This window comes from Sphingopyxis lindanitolerans, assembly GCF_002993885.1.
GTDB classification, from domain to species: domain Bacteria; phylum Pseudomonadota; class Alphaproteobacteria; order Sphingomonadales; family Sphingomonadaceae; genus Sphingopyxis; species Sphingopyxis lindanitolerans.
This window is the reverse complement of sequence record NZ_CM009578.1, coordinates 2,583,889-2,598,277: the sequence shown is the minus strand read 5'-3', so window position 1 is coordinate 2,598,277 and position 14,389 is coordinate 2,583,889. Positions and strand designations below refer to the sequence as shown.

The following is a 14,389-nucleotide window of genomic DNA, read 5'->3' as shown; positions in this document are numbered from 1 at the left end:
CGATAGCCCCTTCGCTTCCGGCTGCCCACCACTAACGCCTCGACATCATGCGGGAATGCTGGAGCGTGCAGAGTGGACATTGGGCTGTTGACGCCGCCAGGCGAGAAAGCCCGCATCGGAAAAAGAAAATCCGCCGAAGTCTGAAGCCTCCGCCATTTGGCGCTTGCCGCGCGAGAAGCTGTTTGAGCGGCGCACACATCGATCAAGCGACGCGGAGGCAACCGCAGAGCGTCGCCGTTCGTCGACAATGGCCGCAAGGATTGCAACGGCGGGTGCCTCGTCCATGTTCAATATGCCTTCGAGCGCGACTCGTGCCGGCGGGGTGTGGTATAAGCCATTTCGCCCGCATTGGTTCGACCAGCCGAAGAGGAGCTCGGCTGTTTATATGGGGACATTGCGTATTACGCGCATCGCTTGCGGAATTTATCGACCGCGAGACAGCAGCACCCTCGCATCGCCGCCATCGAAATCCCCCCCACCCAAGGAGCATCCTCATGATCAAGCCCGGCTTAGCAATATTTGCGACAGCGCTTATGCTCTCGGCCTGTGGCGGCAAGAACAACACGGGCGGGAAGGCCGAGATGCCGGAATCGGCGCCAAGCCAGGCCATGGCAAGCAACCAAGCGAAAGTTGCCGCGGCCCTGTCGGCAGCGGGCGAACCCTTCGAGACATTGACCGAGACGGCATTTACCGCGACGCCGGCCGAGCTCGACACGTCGATACTGGCGGCAGAAGCGGCGGCTGGCACGTTGAAGCCCATGGTTCCCGCTGCCTTGTCAGCGAGCCTGCAAACACATCTTGCTGCGGTCCGCCGCGCGCGAAAGTCCGACCAGAGAGTCGATCTCGCGCTCGCCTCGATTGAGGGCTTTCGCAGAATTGTGAGCGCGGTTCCCGGCACACCTGCGGTGCCGATTGATGTCAGCCTGCTCGATTATGCCGGCTTTCGTTATGATGCCGATGCACAGGCCAAGCCGCCGCGTTGGGACGACATGGCAGCAGCCACCACTTATGCGCGCGAACGGTGGGCAAATATTTCCGGGTTGGCGCCTCTCGCCAAGCTGCGGACCCGGTTTGACGATGGGCTGACTGCGATGGAAGCGGCGGTCAAAGCGCACGATGTCACCCGGGCCCGGGCGGCGGCGAAGGCCGAGCTGGACATGGTCGATGAGCTGGAGACCGCATTTCAAGCACCCAATTGACTTTCCAGTACGGCCGTGATTTTTGCGTCCCGTTCAAACGCTGACAACGACCGTTAATCGGATCGTGTCGCAGTCAACTTCGCCAGACGTCGTGGCAGGTCTGATGCGATCTTCTGTTGCTGATGCGGCCGGGCCTTCTTCCAGCTCCGGCATTCCTGCTTGGTGCGGCCGCAGGCGCGGCACCAACCGGTGCGCCCGTCAAAAGAACAGATTTCGACGCACGGCGATTTCATCGGATCTCGACCGTGAGATGGGCGAGTTCATGCACCGGCTTGAGCCGCCCCCGGATCATTTCCTGATCAATCCCGGGTCCGGGCGCGACACTGACAATGCCGGCATGCGCTTCCGGTCCAATTCTCCAGACGTGCAAATCGGTAATGCGGGCACCGCCCGGACCGTCGTCCAGCAGGTCGCGCACCTCGCCCGCGACCTGCTCATCGCTTGCGTCAAGCAGCACCGACGCGGTGTCGCGCATGAGCGACCAGGACCAGCGCGCGATCACGATGGCACCGACAATACCCATGACCGGATCGAGCCAGATCCAGCCGAGATATCGACCGGCCAGCAGGGCCGCGATCGCAAGAACCGAAGTAAGCGCATCGGCGAGCACATGGGCGTAGGCCGATCGCAGATTATTGTCCTGACCTTTGCCACCATGCCCATGATCGTGCCCATGATGATCGTGATGCCCATGACCATGTGAATGACCATGGGCGTGGCCACCGGACAGCAGGAATGCGCTGACAATGTTCACGCCTAGCCCGACAATCGCGATCACCGTGGCTTCTCCAAACGCGACACGGATCGGCTGATACAGACGCAAGACGGATTCGATCCCGATCCCGAGCGCAACGAGACCGAGAATGAGCGCCGAAGCAAAACCGGCAAGATCGCCGACCTTACCGGTGCCGAAGCTGAAGCGACGGTCGAACGCGTGGCGCTTGGCGTAAGAATAGGCGACCGCCGCCACGCTCAACGCGCCAGCGTGGGTCGCCATGTGGAAGCCGTCGGCCAGCAGGGCCATCGAGCCCGTCACATAGCCTGCGATGATCTCGCCCACCATCATGACCGCCGTAAGCGCGACGACCCACAGGGTGCGCCGCGCATTCTCGTCATGCGACGCGCCCAGGAAGACGTGATTGTGCTCGAGAGTGTCGATGTTGCCCGTCTCTGCCATGGGTGGCTCTACTTCACGTACCGACGGATGACCGTCATCAGTTCTTCAGCGCCCTTTTTCCGCTCGGCGTCCGACAGGCCAGGCTTGGCGACATGCTCGTCGAGATGATCGACGACGATTTCGTCGAGCAGGCCATTCACGGCGCCGCGCACGGCGGCGACGAGATGCAGAATCTCCGCGCAACCCGCGTCCCGATCGAGCCCTCGCTCGACGGCCGAAACCTGGCCGGCGATCCGTTTGACGCGGGCCAAGAGGTCGCCCTTCTTTTCGATCATATGTCCCATAGGGTAGCCCCCTAGCCTATATGGGAACATGGCGCCAGCCGATATCGCTGCAAAACTCCACTAGGGCTGCGAATGCGCCGCGGCCCCGGCCCCGTCCGCAACAATGCCAGCAAGGAGCCGCGCGCTCAAAGTCCGAATGCTGCGCCGCAGCTTCCAAAGCGCGCAGCGTGTTTAGCAAGATTGATCGAGATCCACGGCATGTCCCTAAAAAAATTGGCCTCTGGCCCGAGAAATCATCCGTTGGTCAGCCGCTCAATTGGAGGTTAGATGCCGTCAGGAGAAATTTTCCGGTGGCGATCCGAGGTGAGGAAGCAGGACAATGCGGAATGCGGGGCGGATCGGAGTTTCATTGCGGCGAAGCCTGACTCTAGCAGGCCTTTTGTGCGTTCAAGGCTTCGTTGTTGGCTGCAGCGAGGCTGAGACGCTTATCTCTGACGCTAAGGGCCTGACAAAGGTGACCGAGGCGGCAAGCGTTGAGGGCAGGAAGGAGGGCGTGTGGCAACCCCCGGCGGGCCATCAGCAGACGCCATTGTGGCCTGGAGCCGCGCCGAACATGGAAGATGTCAAACTTCCTCCCGAGTATAGCGAAACGGCAACGAATCCGAAACGCTTCGCCGGGCGTCCGGTTACCGGCGTCTTCAACGTTACTGTGCCCACTCTCACGGTGTTTCCAGCCAAACAACCCGGCAATGGCGCCGCGATGCTGGTTTTTCCCGGCGGAGGATTTTCCAAGCTCGCGATCGATCTGGAAGGTAGTGAAGTTTGCGATTGGCTGACTTCAAGAGGCACTATCTGCGTGCTCGTCAAATACCGCGTTCCCAAAAGCAACCACCATTATGATGAAGGCTGCCATTGTGCAGTGACGCCCAAGCACCTCCTTGCGTTGCAGGACGCCCAGCGTGCGATACGCCTGGTGCGCTCGCGCGCCAGTGAGCTCAAGATCAACCCCCGCAAGATCGGTGTCATCGGCTTCTCGGCGGGAGGGTATCTGGTCGCGCAGACCAGCAATATATTCGAACCTGCCTATCAGCCAGTCGACGAAATAGACAAAGTGAGCAGCCGGCCCGATTTTGCCATCGCAATGTTCCCGGGCCACCTGTGCAGAGCGGGGGGCTCGCTTGATCCTGGAATCAAAGTCACCAAGATGACCCCGCCGACATTTCTTCTTCAGGCTTGGGACGATCCTGTCGATCCGATTTGCAACAGCACCGTCTATGCGCGAGCGCTGGACGAGGCAGGCGTTCCAGCAGAAGTCCATCTCTTTGCCAAGGGAGGTCACGCCTTCGCCATGCGCCCGCTGGGTCATCCCGTTGAGAGATGGCCGACGCTCGTGGAAGATTGGCTCAAGGACACAGGAATTCTTTGAGAAAATGGGGCAAGCAATCGTGCTCGATGAGCGCGCCTGCACTTCATCTCCCCGGAATGTTTGCTACTCAGGGAATTCGCTGGTCTTGGCCGATCGGAGATCACCGGGCTTCTGGCTGAAACCAATCGAACGCCGACATCGGTTTGAACTCCGGGGTATCTTTTGGCGCTGCCGTACAATTATCGGTCGGCTCGCGACGCTATCCGCGCCGTGCGACCCAGAAGAGCTCTTCCTTTCAGGGAACAGAGATCTTCATCTGACGCCCGCACGGTTTCGATCGCGCGGGCGTCTTTTTTGGCGCACAGCCGTCAGCGGTTTGAACGAACAAAATATGGGCGATCAAGCCTGACCGACGCGAGGATGACGCCGCCGTTCCGTCGCAAATCCACGATCGGTCGCGATAAAGCGCTCGATCATCGGCACCGCGATCTTTTCCGGCGCCATAGGCGCCGCGAGGCCATTGGCCTTCGCATGCACCTCGGCATAGACGAGCAATTCGCGATGGAGGGATCCCGGCAATTCGATCGTAAGCTTCACCGGCTTGTCGTCGGCGATCGGACCAAGTCTGAGCCTGCTCACGACGCGCCTCCTTCAGGCTCAAGGATCAGATCGCGGGTTACGAGGACGCGCAGCGCGAAGCCGGGGCGAATGGTGAGGGTCGGCGGGACATTCATCTGGCGCTCGACGAGGCGCCGGCCCGACTGGTTGACCGTATCCTGCGACCCGTCGCGAAGCGCACGCACGATCGCGTCATCGCCGTCGGAGCCAAGTTCGGCGCCGACACCGAGCAAAGTGGAAATGAGCGCGGCGCGCAGCATCGATCCCCAATGATGGTCGGTGCGATCGGCAACTCCTGCCATGCCGCGTGCATCGGCGCCGGGCTGGCGATCGAGCCGAATCGACCGGCCGCCGGGCAGTATCAGCCGGTCCCAGGCAAGCAGCACGCGCTCCTGCCCCGAAGCGATTTCGCTGTCATATTCGCCGATAAGCCGCGCGCCCTGGGGAATGAGCAGGATGCGACCGGTCGGGCTGTCATAGACATTTTGCGTCACCTGCGCGGTCACCTGTCCCGGCAGATCGGACCTTATTCCGGTAATCAACGCTGCCGGGATCAGGCTTCCGGCTTGGAGGATATTGGGCGAGCTCGGCTTGCGGATACGTTCGGCACTTTCGGCGGGCGTCCGGGCGCTGCCTTCGATAAAGGCGCGGCGTGCCGTCGTCGCGGTTCGCGCGCGCGCCTCGGGTGCCGCCGGGTCGCCGACCGGACGATCGATCAACCCCGGTAGCGCGTCGGCCACTGACGCAGGCGACGAACCGCCGCCAAGAAAGAGCCGGCTCGTCTGCGCGCTCTCACGCTCCTGCCGCGCGCGCTCGCGCGCTTCGTCGGCCAGCGACCGTCCGTCGGGCGGCGTCTGTCCGATCGGCGGCACGGGGACGATTTCCCCGTTCTGCTGCGCCGCCACGATCGGTCTGCCAAGGTCCCCGGGCAGCGGCGGCCCAAGCTTCGGCACCTTGCCATAGTCGGCGGGCGCGCCCGTGACGACCTCGGCGGGGTTGGCTGTATAGGCCGAATAGAGATTCTCTGCCGTCTTGGGCGCCGAGGGTTGCAGCGCCCAGAGCAAGGCGCCGCCGATCGCAATGCCGCCGACCGCACCGATGCTCGCCAGCGTCTTGCGCGACAGCCGCATCACCCGCGGCGGGTCGCCGCGCAGGCGGAAGGCGTCGATGCCCGGCGGCTGCGCAGCGCGATATTCGTCGCCCGGCTCTTCGGCGGGCGGCACGGCCGGATCCTCGCGCTCGGTCATGACCGGCCCCGGCGGCGCGGTATCTCGCGCTCGATCCGGACGGTCCGCGCCTGTTTCCCGGCCCCCAAGCGGAGTTCGCCGCGCTCGAACAGGCGGTCGACGATCATGTAGCGCCCCTGCACCCGGTAGTTGACGAGTTCGGCTTCGCCGCTGCGGCCGATGACGAACAGCGGCGGCATGTCGCCCGATGCGATATCTGCGCCAAACTCGATGAAGAGCTGGCGCGTGTCGTCGAACGCGCGGACCGGGCGCCAATCGACCTTGTCGCCCGCAATCCGGTAGCGGAAATTGAGCGCCGCCAGATCGATCGCCCCGGCTACGGGCGCGGCGCGCGCCGCCTCGGCCTCGGCGACTTGCAAGGCGATGAGCTCGTCGGCGGGATAGGTCCAGGAGACCGACGCCATATAGGATGCGGCGGTCGCGCGCAGTTCGACATGATAGGTGCGACGGTCGGTGTTGATGATCATGTTGGTCATGATGTCCGAGCGGGTTGGCTTCACGAGGATATGGACGCGGCGCCGCGCCCCCGCACCGCTCACCGTGTCGCCGATGATCCAGCGCACCGTGTCGCCCGAGGCGACTGGCCCCGGGCCGACGAGCTGCTCGCCTTCCTGCAGCACGATGTCGGTGATCTGTCCCGGCGCCGCATAGACCTGGAAGAGTGCGCCTTCGGACCATGCATATTGCTGGATGGCGTTGCGATAGCCTTGGCGATCGGGCTGGACACGGGCTTCGGCATTGGCACGGCCAACGCGCTGGCGGGGATCGGCCGGATCGCTTGCCGCGGCGGGCGCGGCGAGCACGACAAGGGCGGCCCCGAGCGCGATCGGGAGGGGAAGTGGCGTCGTCATTGGCTGAGTTCCTTTGACCAGTTGATGGCGGTGACAAAAAGCCCGAGCGGATTTTTCGTGATCGCGTCGGGGGTGCGCGGCGGATTGAGCGTGACGGTGACGATCGCCGACCAGCGCGAGCGCTCGATTAGGCTTCCGTCCTGATAGCGGCGCTCGGTCCAGGCGATGCGGAAGCTGTCCTTCGAGGCGCGAATGACGCTCGAAACATCGACCGCGACCTGAAATTTGCCGACCTCGGCGAAGGGATCGTTGGTCCGCGCATAGTCATTGAGCGCCTGCGCGCCGGTGGCACTCGCGAAATCATAGGCACTGAGCCAGTCGGCGCGGAGCACGACCGGATCGGCGGGGATCGAGCGGAAATGCTCGATGAAGCGCGCGAGGTGGAACGCGATCTGCGGATCGGTCGGCCGATAGTCGCCGTCGGCGGCCGCGACGGCCCGCGCGGCGCCAAGCTTGTCCACCTCGACGACCCAGGGCGTGATTGTGCCGCGCGCGGCCTGCCAGACGAGCCCGCCCGCTAGTCCGCCCGAGATCAGGAGCGCACCGAAGAAAGCGAAGCGCCAGTTCTTCGCCTGCACACGCGCCGACCCGATCCGGTCGTCCCAGACCTGCGCGGCGCGCTGGTATGGCGTGACCGGCTCGGGGGAGCGGCCATAATGATTGGAGGGCCTTTTGAACATGGGATCAGTCCTTTTCGCTGATGTCGGGCGCCGATCCGGCGCCATGGCTGTCGCCGCCCTTCAGGGTCTGGGCGCCGATCGTCGCGCCCTGCGTCATCGTCTGTCGCCGCCGCATCGCGGCCGCCCAGGCCGGGGGTCCGTCCGCGCCGCGCGCGGGCGCAGTGCTAGCGGCCGCGTCGTCGCGGCCGGCGGCGAAGTTGGATTTGATGCGCTCGGCCATGCTGCGAACCGGAGCAGCAGCGCCGCTGGCCGCGGTCCGCGCCACATTGGCGAGCCCCGCCCCAAAAGCCTTCGCCCCGCTCTTCCCGGCTGATCCCGCGGCATAGGCGGCCGAAGCACTGCCCGCTCCGCGCGCGCCGGCGGCAGTGGCTCCTCGCGCCGCCGTTGCAGCAGATCCTGTTGCGAGCGCTGCTCCCGCCGCCCCGGCAGCGAGCGTCGCGCCGGCCGCGACCGCGGTGCCTGCCGCCGCGCCAGCCCCAAGCTGCGGGCCGCCAGCGACGATGCCATTGGCGATCGAAGGACCGAAGATGCCGAGGCCGAGCAGGGTCAATGCGCCGAGTGCGATGGCCATGACCTGTTCGATGTCGGGCTCCGGCCCAAGCCCCGCCTGCATGAAGCGATCGAACAGGGTCACGCCGATGCCGGTGATGACCGCGAGCACCAGCACCTTGATGCCGGACGAGACGATATGCCCAAGCACGCGCTCGGCCATGAAGGCGGTGCGGCCGAAGAAAGCGAAGGGCAGCAACACGAAGCCGGCGAGGGTCACCAACTTGAATTCCAGGATGGTGACGAAGACCTGCACCGCGAGAATGAAGAAGGCGAGCACGACGATCACCCAGGCGATCAGCAGGATCATGATCTGCACGAAATTGGTGAACAGGCCGACGGGCCCGACCAGGTCCGCCGATGCATCGAGCAGGGGCTGCGCCGCATCGATCCCGGTCGCGGCGACGACGCCCGGGCGCATGAAGTCGCCGATCGCCATGGCGCCGCCACTCGCTTTCAATCCAAGGCCGGCGAAGCTTTCAAGCAGGATGACGGCGAGGGTCTGGAAATTGCCGATGATGAAGGCGAAGACACCGATGTAGAGCGTCTTCTTGACGAGGCGCTGGATGATGTCCTCGTCGGCGCCCCACGCCCAGAACAGCGCGGCGATCGTCACGTCGATGACGATGAGCGTCGAGGACAGGAATCCGACCTCGCCGCCGAGCAGGCCGAAACCGCTGTCGATATAGGTCGAGAAGACCGCCAGAAACTGGTCGATCACGCCGGTGTCTTCCATGCGACTAGTCCTTCTGTCCAAAGAAATGGCGACGCTTCGCCTCCCAGGCGGCGGCGCATTCGGTGTCGGCCACGGTCAGCGTTCGGCAGCGCTCCGAAACGGTCGAAGCGACGGGGCTTGCGTCTCCCCCAATCCTGGTCGGGGGCGATGTATCGGGCGCGGGCGGCGAAGAGAGGTGCAGGATCGCCAGCGCCATAAGCACGCCACCGAGCACCGCGACCGCAGCGATCTTTGCCGCCCGGCCCATTTCAGTCAGCCTTGCGGAAGCGGCGGAAGCGTTCGCGGCCTTCGGCCTCGGCGGCGGCGCTGCGCGCGGCGTCGAGCATTTGCGCGCGGCCCTGCGCCGAGATCGCGGCGGCGAGATCGGAGAGCTGCTGCGACTGGACCGCGAGGATCTGGTTGCCGGCCTGTGCCGCCTGCAAGGCACCGGTCGCCGACTGGCTCGCCGAGACGAGGGTGCCGATCGACTGGCGCGTGACCCCCATATTGGTCACGACGCCGGCCTGCACCTTCATCGCGTCCTGAAACGCGCCGACACTGTCGTTCCAGCGCGCCTCGGCATTGGCGACCATTGCGGCCTGCGAGCCGGACAGGGCCGCGCCCTTGTAGCGCGCATCGAAGGCCGTCTGGATATCGCCAACATCGAAGGCGACGCGCTGCGCCTGCCCAAGCAATTGGCGGGTGCGATCGACTTGACCCTGTAGTTCCTGCAGCGTCGAGACCGGCAGGCTTGTCAGATTGCGCGCCTCGTTCGCAAGCGAAGTGGCTTGGTTCTGCAGCATGCTGATCTGATTATTGATCTGTTCGAGGGTGCGCGCGGCGGTCAGGATATTCTGCGCATAGTTGCGCGGGTCGTGGACGATGCCGCCGACCTGCGCCGCGGCGGGGGCGGATGTACCGATCGCGGTCACGGTCGATCCGGCGAGCAGGGCGGCGAACAGCGCGCGGTTGATCACATTTTTCATGGCATTCACTCCTTCAAGTGGTCGGGGGTTTCGAGATTGGCGAGGAGATCGGCGGCCCAGTAGAGTCCGCGGTGGCGGAGCCAGAATTCGGCGAAATCGGCATGGCCGCGCGTCTCGACCAGCTCGCCGATCTTGATCTGGTCGGTTCTCGAGGAGGCGGCGGTAAAGGCGAGCGCCACATCGCCAAGGCCGAGTTCGAACAGTCGATTGCCGCGCCGCGACTGGCAATAATAGTCGCGCTTCGGGGTCGCCCGGCTCAGTATCTCGATCTGGCGATCGTTGAGCCCGAAGCGTTCGTAGATGCGCGCAATCTGCGGTTCGGCGGCGCGTTCATTGGGCAGGAAAATGCGTGTCGGGCAGCTTTCGACGATCGCCGGCGCGATGCGCGAGCCTTCTATGTCGGCAAGGCTCTGCGTGGCGAAGATCACGCTCGCATTCTTCTTGCGGAGCGTTTTCAGCCATTCGCGCAGTTGCGCCGCGAAAGCGGGGCTGTCGAGGACAAGCCAGCCCTCGTCGATGATGATCAGGGTCGGCGAGCCGTCGAGCCGGCCTTCGATGCGGTGAAACAAATAGGCCAGAACCGACGGCGCGGAGGATGCGCCGACCAGCCCCTCGGTTTCGAGCGCCTGCACGCGCGCCGTCCCAAGATGCTCGGCCTCGGCATCGAGCAGCCGGCCCCAGGGGCCGCCGACCAGATAGGGCGCGAGCGCGAGCTTCAATTCCTGCGACTGGAGCAGGACGGCGAGACCGGTCAGCGTTCGTTCCGACAAAGGCGCGCTTGCCAGCGAATTCAGCGCCGACCAGAGATGCTCCTTGGCGGCGGGATCGACATCGACGCCTTCGCCCGCGAGCAGGGCGGCGAGCCATTCGGCTGCCCAGGCGCGTTCGGCCGCTTCGTCGATGCGCGCAAGCGGCTGCAGGGCAACCGATCCGGCGCTGCCGGCATCGTGCAGCGCGCCGCCGAGATCCTGCCAGTCGCCGCCCATCGCGATCGCCGCGGCGCGGATCGAGCCGCCATAATCGAAGGCGAAAATCTGGCTGGCTTCGTAGCGGCGAAACTGGAGCGCCATCAGCGCGAGCAAGACCGACTTGCCGGCGCCGGTCGGCCCGACGACCAGCATATGGCCGACGTCGCCGATATGAAGAGAGAGGCGGAACGGGGTCGAGCCTTCGGTCTTGCCGTAAAGCAAGGGGGCATCACCGAAATGCTCGTCCCGTTCCGCCCCCGCCCACACCGCCGACAGGGGAATGAGGTGGGCGAGATTGAGGGTGGAGACCGGGGGCTGGCGGACATTGGCATAGACATGGCCGGGGAGGCTCCCGAACCAGGCCTCGAGCGCGTTGACGCCTTCGACCGTGCAGGTGAAGTCGCGGCTCTGGACGATTTTCTCGACGAGCCTGAGCTTCTCGGCCGCGAGCGCCGGATCGCGATCCCAGACGGTGATGGTCGCGGTGACATAGGCGATACCCGCCTCGTCGGCGCCAAGTTCCTGGAGCGCCATGTCGGCGTCGGCCGCCTTGTTCGAGGCGTCGCTGTCCATGAGAACCGACGCCTCGTTGGTCATCACCTCCTTGAGGATCGCCGCGATCGACTTGCGCTTGGCGAACCATTGCCGCCTTATCTTGGTGAGCAGCTTGGTCGCATCGGTCTTGTCGATCATGATCGCGCGGGACGACCAGCGATAGGCGAAGGCCTGGCGATTGAGTTCGTCGAGGAGGCCGGGAAAGGTGACGCTCGGAAAGCCGGTGATGGTGAGCGTGCGCAGATGATGGTCGCCGAGCCGCGGCTCGAGGCCGCCGACCAGCGCCTCGTCGGCGAGAAGCGCGTCGAGATAGGCGGGGGTCTCGGGGACGCGGACGCGCTGGACCTTGGTCGAGATGCAGCTGTGGAGATAGGTCAGCGTGTCGCCGTCACCCAGCCATTCGGCCTCGGGCATGAAGCCTTCGATGAGGTGGAGCATGCGCCCGGTGCGGTCGATAAAGCTTTTCAGCAATTCCTTGGGGTCGACGCCGGTCTTCGAGCGGCCTTCATAGAGCCAGGCCTCGGCGCGCGCGGCTTCCTCCGCGGGCGGCATCCACAGGAGAGTGAGATAATAGAAGCTCTCGAAATGCGCGCCTTCCTCGCGGAATTGCTCGCGGCGTTCGACATCGACCAGTTCGGACACCACATCGGGAAAGTCCGACACGGGATAGGACAGCGCGGGCACGCGCTGCGCTTCGACGAACACCGCCCATCCCGAACCCAGCCGGCGCAGCGTACTGTTGAGCCGTGCGGTCACCGCGACGAGCTCGGCGGGCGTCGCGCTGTCGAGATCTGGGCCGCGGAAGCGCGCGGTGCGCTGGAACGAGCCATCCTTGTTGAGGACGATCCCCTCGGCGACCAGGGCCACCCAGGGCAGGAAATCGGCGAGTGAAGCGGATTTGGTACGATATTCGGAGAGGTTCATCATGGCTGCATCCAGACGGGATATTTGAGATGACGCCGGGCGACGTCGACGAACTGCGGGTCGTGGCGCGCGGCCCAGACCGAGAGGGCATGGCCGATCGCCCAGATGGCGAGACCGGCGAGCCAGAGCCGAAGGCCCAGGCCGATCGCACCGGCGAGCGTGCCATTGACGATCGCGAGGCTGCGCGGCGCGCCGCCGAGCAGGATCGGTTCGGCCAGCGCCCGATGGACCGGAGCGAAGAAACCCGGCACCTCGCCGTCGCGGCTCATCAGACGAGCGCCCCGCCGCCGAAGGAAAAGAAGGACAGGAAGAAGCTCGACGCGGCGAAGGCGATCGACAGGCCGAAAACGATCTGCACGAGCCGGCGGAAGCCGCCCGACGTGTCGCCGAAAGCAAGGCTGAGGCCGGTGACGATGATGATAATCACCGCGACGATCTTGGCGACGGGCCCTTCAATGCTCTCGAGGATCGACTGGAGCGGCGCCTCCCAGGGCATCGACGAGCCGCCGGCGTGAGCCGGCGCCGAGAGGGTGAAGGCGATGGCGAAGGCGGCAGCGCCCAACAATGCGCGATTGGGACGGGCAAGTTTCATGACAGGTCTCCAGCGGGAACAGAGGGAATGAGGCGGTATTCGCCGGTCGCCGGATCGAGTCCGTCGACGCGCGTGAGTTCGGACAGGCGGCGGCCGGTGCCGTCGCGGACGAGCACCGCCACAAGATCGATCGTCTCGGCGAGCAAGGCGCGCGGGACGGTGACCACCGCCTCCTGGATCAACTGCTCCATGCGGCGGAGCGCGCCGAGCGCGCTGCCTGCGTGGATCGTGCCGACGCCGCCCGGATGGCCGGTGCCCCAGGCCTTGAGCAGGTCGAGCGCCTCGGCACCGCGCACCTCGCCGATCGGGATGCGGTCGGGGCGCAGCCGCAAGGACGAGCGGACAAGATCGGAGAGCGTAGCGACCCCGTCCTTGGTGCGCATCGCGACGAGATTGGGGGCAGCGCATTGCAGTTCGCGCGTGTCTTCGATCAGGACGATGCGATCGCTGCTCCCGGCGATCTCGGCGAGCAGCGCGTTGGTGAGCGTCGTCTTCCCAGTGCCGGTCCCGCCCGCGACAAGGATATTGAGGCGATCGCGAACAGCGGCGCGCAGAACCTCCGCCTCGTCGGCAAGCATGATGCCGGTCGCGACATAGTCTTCGAGCGAGAAGACCGCGATCGCGGGTTTGCGGATGGCGAAGGTCGGCGCCGTCACGACTGGCGGCAGCACGCCTTCGAAGCGCTCACCGCCCTCGGGCAGCTCGGCCGAGACGCGCGGGGCGGCGGCATGGACTTCGGCGCCGACATGATGGGCGACGAGCCGGATGATCCGCTCGCCGTCCGCAGCGGTCATGATCTGACCGCTGTCCGCGATGCCCTCGCCCAGCCGATCGACCCACAACCGGCCGTCGGGATTGAGCATGATTTCGATGATCTGGGGATCGGCGAGCCATTCGGCGATCGCATCGCCGAGCGCCGTGCGCAGCATGCGCGCGCTGCGATGACGTGCCTCCAGCCGGTTCGGTTCTGTGCCCATCGGGGACCCCGTTTTCAGGGCCGGGCGGACATGCCCGGCTCGACGGGGACGAGTAAGAGACGCAGAAAAGCCGGCAGTTCAACAAGCTTTTCGTGTCGTCGTACAATGGGATAGAAAGACAGGGCGTGGCGTAGGCGGCGCGCACGTAACATCGGGCAAGCAACCGCGAATCGGATCGCGTAGCTTGTGCTCGGCGCATTTTTGACAACAGTGTAAGGATGACTGATTCGGGGTCGTACCCATCGGACGAGGCGGCGCGCTGGGCGCGCCTGACCGACAAGCAGCGCGCTTGTCTCGATTTGCTGCTCGAGCGGCAAACATCGAAGCAGATCGCGCGGCGTCTCAATATCTCGAAGCAGGCCGTTGATTTGAGGCTCACGACCGCGCGCGATGTCCTTGGCGCGGCCAATCGCGACGAGACGGCGATTCTCTACGCACGGCTCCGGTCGACCTATGATCGGATACCATGTGATCCGGTCATACTACCGCCGCGCCCCGAATTGGTGCCATCCGATTTCCCAGACGGAAACCCGGCCGATGTCCTGAAACTGCATGACAGGTCAGCGGCAAAGGCGGGGCCATCGGGCAGCAGCCCGCCGTTCGGGATTTTTTGGAGGCGCGACTATCGACCATCGACCCGTGTCGCGATCATCATGGCAATGCTGATCGCAACGCTGCTCATGATCATCGCGGGTCTCGCGATCGGCCATTCGCTGACGCGGCTGATCTCCGGCTGATCCCTTCCTTTTGTCGAAGCAAAG

At 65.0% G+C, this 14,389-nt stretch carries 18 protein-coding genes; 3 read left to right on the top strand and 15 right to left on the bottom strand.

Going from position 1 to position 14,389, the window contains the following annotated elements:
* Positions 1-45: 45 nt before the first annotated feature.
* Positions 46-285: a hypothetical protein gene (locus CVO77_RS21030; protein ID WP_146130866.1), complete on the bottom strand. Its 240-nt coding sequence runs from the start codon at positions 283-285 to the stop codon at positions 46-48.
* A 209-nt stretch (positions 286-494) separates the two neighbouring features.
* Here CVO77_RS21030 and CVO77_RS12520 point away from each other — a divergent pair, with 209 nt between their 5' ends.
* The gene (locus tag CVO77_RS12520) at positions 495-1,199 is read left to right on the top strand and encodes a hypothetical protein (protein ID WP_105999354.1); all 705 of its coding nucleotides are present in this window, start codon (positions 495-497) and stop codon (positions 1,197-1,199) included.
* 53 nt (positions 1,200-1,252) lie between these two features.
* Here the strand turns inward: CVO77_RS12520 and CVO77_RS12515 are convergent, their stop codons facing one another.
* From CVO77_RS12515 to CVO77_RS12505, 3 genes are read right to left on the bottom strand one after another with little or no spacing between them, the layout of a single operon-like run.
* A complete protein-coding gene (locus tag CVO77_RS12515) occupies positions 1,253-1,432 on the bottom strand; it encodes a DUF1289 domain-containing protein (protein WP_105999353.1) in 180 nt (59 codons plus the stop codon).
* Positions 1,429-2,376, bottom strand: coding sequence for a CDF family Co(II)/Ni(II) efflux transporter DmeF (dmeF, locus tag CVO77_RS12510; RefSeq protein ID WP_105999352.1), 948 nt, complete (start codon positions 2,374-2,376; stop codon positions 1,429-1,431). The genes CVO77_RS12515 and dmeF overlap by 4 nt, the downstream gene beginning before the upstream one ends.
* Positions 2,377-2,384: 8 nt before the next feature.
* Positions 2,385-2,660 (bottom strand): metal/formaldehyde-sensitive transcriptional repressor, encoded by a 276-nt coding sequence (locus tag CVO77_RS12505; RefSeq protein WP_105999351.1) that lies wholly within the window; start codon positions 2,658-2,660, stop codon positions 2,385-2,387.
* 454 nt (positions 2,661-3,114) lie between these two features.
* On the opposite strand from CVO77_RS12505, the gene CVO77_RS12500 reads away from it, so the two are divergent.
* The gene (locus CVO77_RS12500) at positions 3,115-4,026 is read left to right on the top strand and encodes an alpha/beta hydrolase (protein ID WP_197709628.1); all 912 of its coding nucleotides are present in this window, start codon (positions 3,115-3,117) and stop codon (positions 4,024-4,026) included.
* A gap of 339 nt (positions 4,027-4,365) precedes the next feature.
* On the opposite strand, the gene CVO77_RS12495 is transcribed toward CVO77_RS12500, so the two are convergent.
* From CVO77_RS12495 to trbB, 11 genes are read right to left on the bottom strand one after another with little or no spacing between them, the layout of a single operon-like run.
* Complete coding sequence (locus CVO77_RS12495) at positions 4,366-4,605, bottom strand: DUF2274 domain-containing protein (RefSeq protein ID WP_105999349.1); 240 nt, start codon at positions 4,603-4,605, stop codon at positions 4,366-4,368.
* The gene (locus CVO77_RS12490; RefSeq protein ID WP_105999348.1) at positions 4,602-5,831 is read right to left on the bottom strand and encodes a TraB/TrbI/VirB10 family type IV secretion system protein; all 1,230 of its coding nucleotides are present in this window, start codon (positions 5,829-5,831) and stop codon (positions 4,602-4,604) included. The genes CVO77_RS12495 and CVO77_RS12490 overlap by 4 nt, the downstream gene beginning before the upstream one ends.
* Positions 5,828-6,682 (bottom strand): P-type conjugative transfer protein TrbG, encoded by an 855-nt coding sequence (trbG, locus tag CVO77_RS12485; protein ID WP_105999347.1) that lies wholly within the window; start codon positions 6,680-6,682, stop codon positions 5,828-5,830. The genes CVO77_RS12490 and trbG overlap by 4 nt, the downstream gene beginning before the upstream one ends.
* Entirely contained in the window at positions 6,679-7,362 is a 684-nt protein-coding gene (gene trbF / locus CVO77_RS12480; RefSeq protein ID WP_105999346.1) for a conjugal transfer protein TrbF, read from the bottom strand. The genes trbG and trbF overlap by 4 nt, the downstream gene beginning before the upstream one ends.
* A 4-nt stretch (positions 7,363-7,366) precedes the next feature.
* On the bottom strand, positions 7,367-8,647 hold the full coding sequence (gene trbL, locus CVO77_RS12475) for a P-type conjugative transfer protein TrbL (RefSeq protein ID WP_105999345.1): 1,281 nt from the start codon (positions 8,645-8,647) through the stop codon (positions 7,367-7,369).
* A gap of 4 nt (positions 8,648-8,651) precedes the next feature.
* Positions 8,652-8,894 carry a putative entry exclusion protein TrbK-alt gene (gene trbK-alt, locus CVO77_RS12470; RefSeq protein WP_105999344.1) on the bottom strand — a complete coding sequence of 81 codons (243 nt, stop codon included), beginning with the start codon at positions 8,892-8,894 and terminating at the stop codon, positions 8,652-8,654.
* A 1-nt stretch (position 8,895) separates the two neighbouring features.
* Positions 8,896-9,612 carry a P-type conjugative transfer protein TrbJ gene (gene trbJ, locus CVO77_RS12465; RefSeq protein ID WP_106000810.1) on the bottom strand — a complete coding sequence of 239 codons (717 nt, stop codon included), beginning with the start codon at positions 9,610-9,612 and terminating at the stop codon, positions 8,896-8,898.
* Between the two features lie 5 nt (positions 9,613-9,617).
* Positions 9,618-12,062 (bottom strand): conjugal transfer protein TrbE, encoded by a 2,445-nt coding sequence (trbE, locus tag CVO77_RS12460; protein ID WP_105999343.1) that lies wholly within the window; start codon positions 12,060-12,062, stop codon positions 9,618-9,620.
* Complete coding sequence (locus tag CVO77_RS12455; RefSeq protein ID WP_105999342.1) at positions 12,059-12,328, bottom strand: VirB3 family type IV secretion system protein; 270 nt, start codon at positions 12,326-12,328, stop codon at positions 12,059-12,061. The genes trbE and CVO77_RS12455 overlap by 4 nt, the downstream gene beginning before the upstream one ends.
* Positions 12,328-12,651: a TrbC/VirB2 family type IV secretion system protein gene (locus CVO77_RS12450; RefSeq protein ID WP_105999341.1), complete on the bottom strand. Its 324-nt coding sequence runs from the start codon at positions 12,649-12,651 to the stop codon at positions 12,328-12,330. The genes CVO77_RS12455 and CVO77_RS12450 overlap by 1 nt, the downstream gene beginning before the upstream one ends.
* Positions 12,648-13,628 (bottom strand): P-type conjugative transfer ATPase TrbB, encoded by a 981-nt coding sequence (trbB, locus tag CVO77_RS12445; RefSeq protein WP_105999340.1) that lies wholly within the window; start codon positions 13,626-13,628, stop codon positions 12,648-12,650. Before trbB ends, CVO77_RS12450 begins: the two co-directional genes overlap by 4 nt.
* Before the next feature lie 218 nt (positions 13,629-13,846).
* On the opposite strand from trbB, the gene CVO77_RS12440 reads away from it, so the two are divergent.
* Positions 13,847-14,365: a helix-turn-helix transcriptional regulator gene (locus tag CVO77_RS12440; protein WP_105999339.1), complete on the top strand. Its 519-nt coding sequence runs from the start codon at positions 13,847-13,849 to the stop codon at positions 14,363-14,365.
* Positions 14,366-14,389: the final 24 nt, after the last annotated feature.

Bases quoted from the DNA above. Each gene is read 5' to 3' on its own strand.
- trbB (WP_105999340.1), bottom strand. From the start codon at position 13,628: ATGGGCACAGAACCGAACCGGCTGGAGGCACGTCATCGCAGCGCGCGC.
- trbE (WP_105999343.1), bottom strand. From the start codon at position 12,062: ATGATGAACCTCTCCGAATATCGTACCAAATCCGCTTCACTCGCCGAT.
- CVO77_RS12440 (WP_105999339.1), top strand. From the start codon at position 13,847: ATGACTGATTCGGGGTCGTACCCATCGGACGAGGCGGCGCGCTGGGCG.
- CVO77_RS12520 (WP_105999354.1), top strand. From the start codon at position 495: ATGATCAAGCCCGGCTTAGCAATATTTGCGACAGCGCTTATGCTCTCG.
- CVO77_RS12455 (WP_105999342.1), bottom strand. From the start codon at position 12,328: ATGAGCCGCGACGGCGAGGTGCCGGGTTTCTTCGCTCCGGTCCATCGG.
- CVO77_RS12515 (WP_105999353.1), bottom strand. From the start codon at position 1,432: ATGAAATCGCCGTGCGTCGAAATCTGTTCTTTTGACGGGCGCACCGGT.
- trbK-alt (WP_105999344.1), bottom strand. From the start codon at position 8,894: ATGGGCCGGGCGGCAAAGATCGCTGCGGTCGCGGTGCTCGGTGGCGTG.
- CVO77_RS12450 (WP_105999341.1), bottom strand. From the start codon at position 12,651: ATGAAACTTGCCCGTCCCAATCGCGCATTGTTGGGCGCTGCCGCCTTC.
- trbG (WP_105999347.1), bottom strand. From the start codon at position 6,682: ATGACGACGCCACTTCCCCTCCCGATCGCGCTCGGGGCCGCCCTTGTC.
- CVO77_RS12490 (WP_105999348.1), bottom strand. From the start codon at position 5,831: ATGACCGAGCGCGAGGATCCGGCCGTGCCGCCCGCCGAAGAGCCGGGC.
- CVO77_RS12505 (WP_105999351.1), bottom strand. From the start codon at position 2,660: ATGGGACATATGATCGAAAAGAAGGGCGACCTCTTGGCCCGCGTCAAA.
- trbL (WP_105999345.1), bottom strand. From the start codon at position 8,647: ATGGAAGACACCGGCGTGATCGACCAGTTTCTGGCGGTCTTCTCGACC.
- trbF (WP_105999346.1), bottom strand. From the start codon at position 7,362: ATGTTCAAAAGGCCCTCCAATCATTATGGCCGCTCCCCCGAGCCGGTC.
- CVO77_RS21030 (WP_146130866.1), bottom strand. From the start codon at position 285: ATGGACGAGGCACCCGCCGTTGCAATCCTTGCGGCCATTGTCGACGAA.
- trbJ (WP_106000810.1), bottom strand. From the start codon at position 9,612: ATGAAAAATGTGATCAACCGCGCGCTGTTCGCCGCCCTGCTCGCCGGA.
- dmeF (WP_105999352.1), bottom strand. From the start codon at position 2,376: ATGGCAGAGACGGGCAACATCGACACTCTCGAGCACAATCACGTCTTC.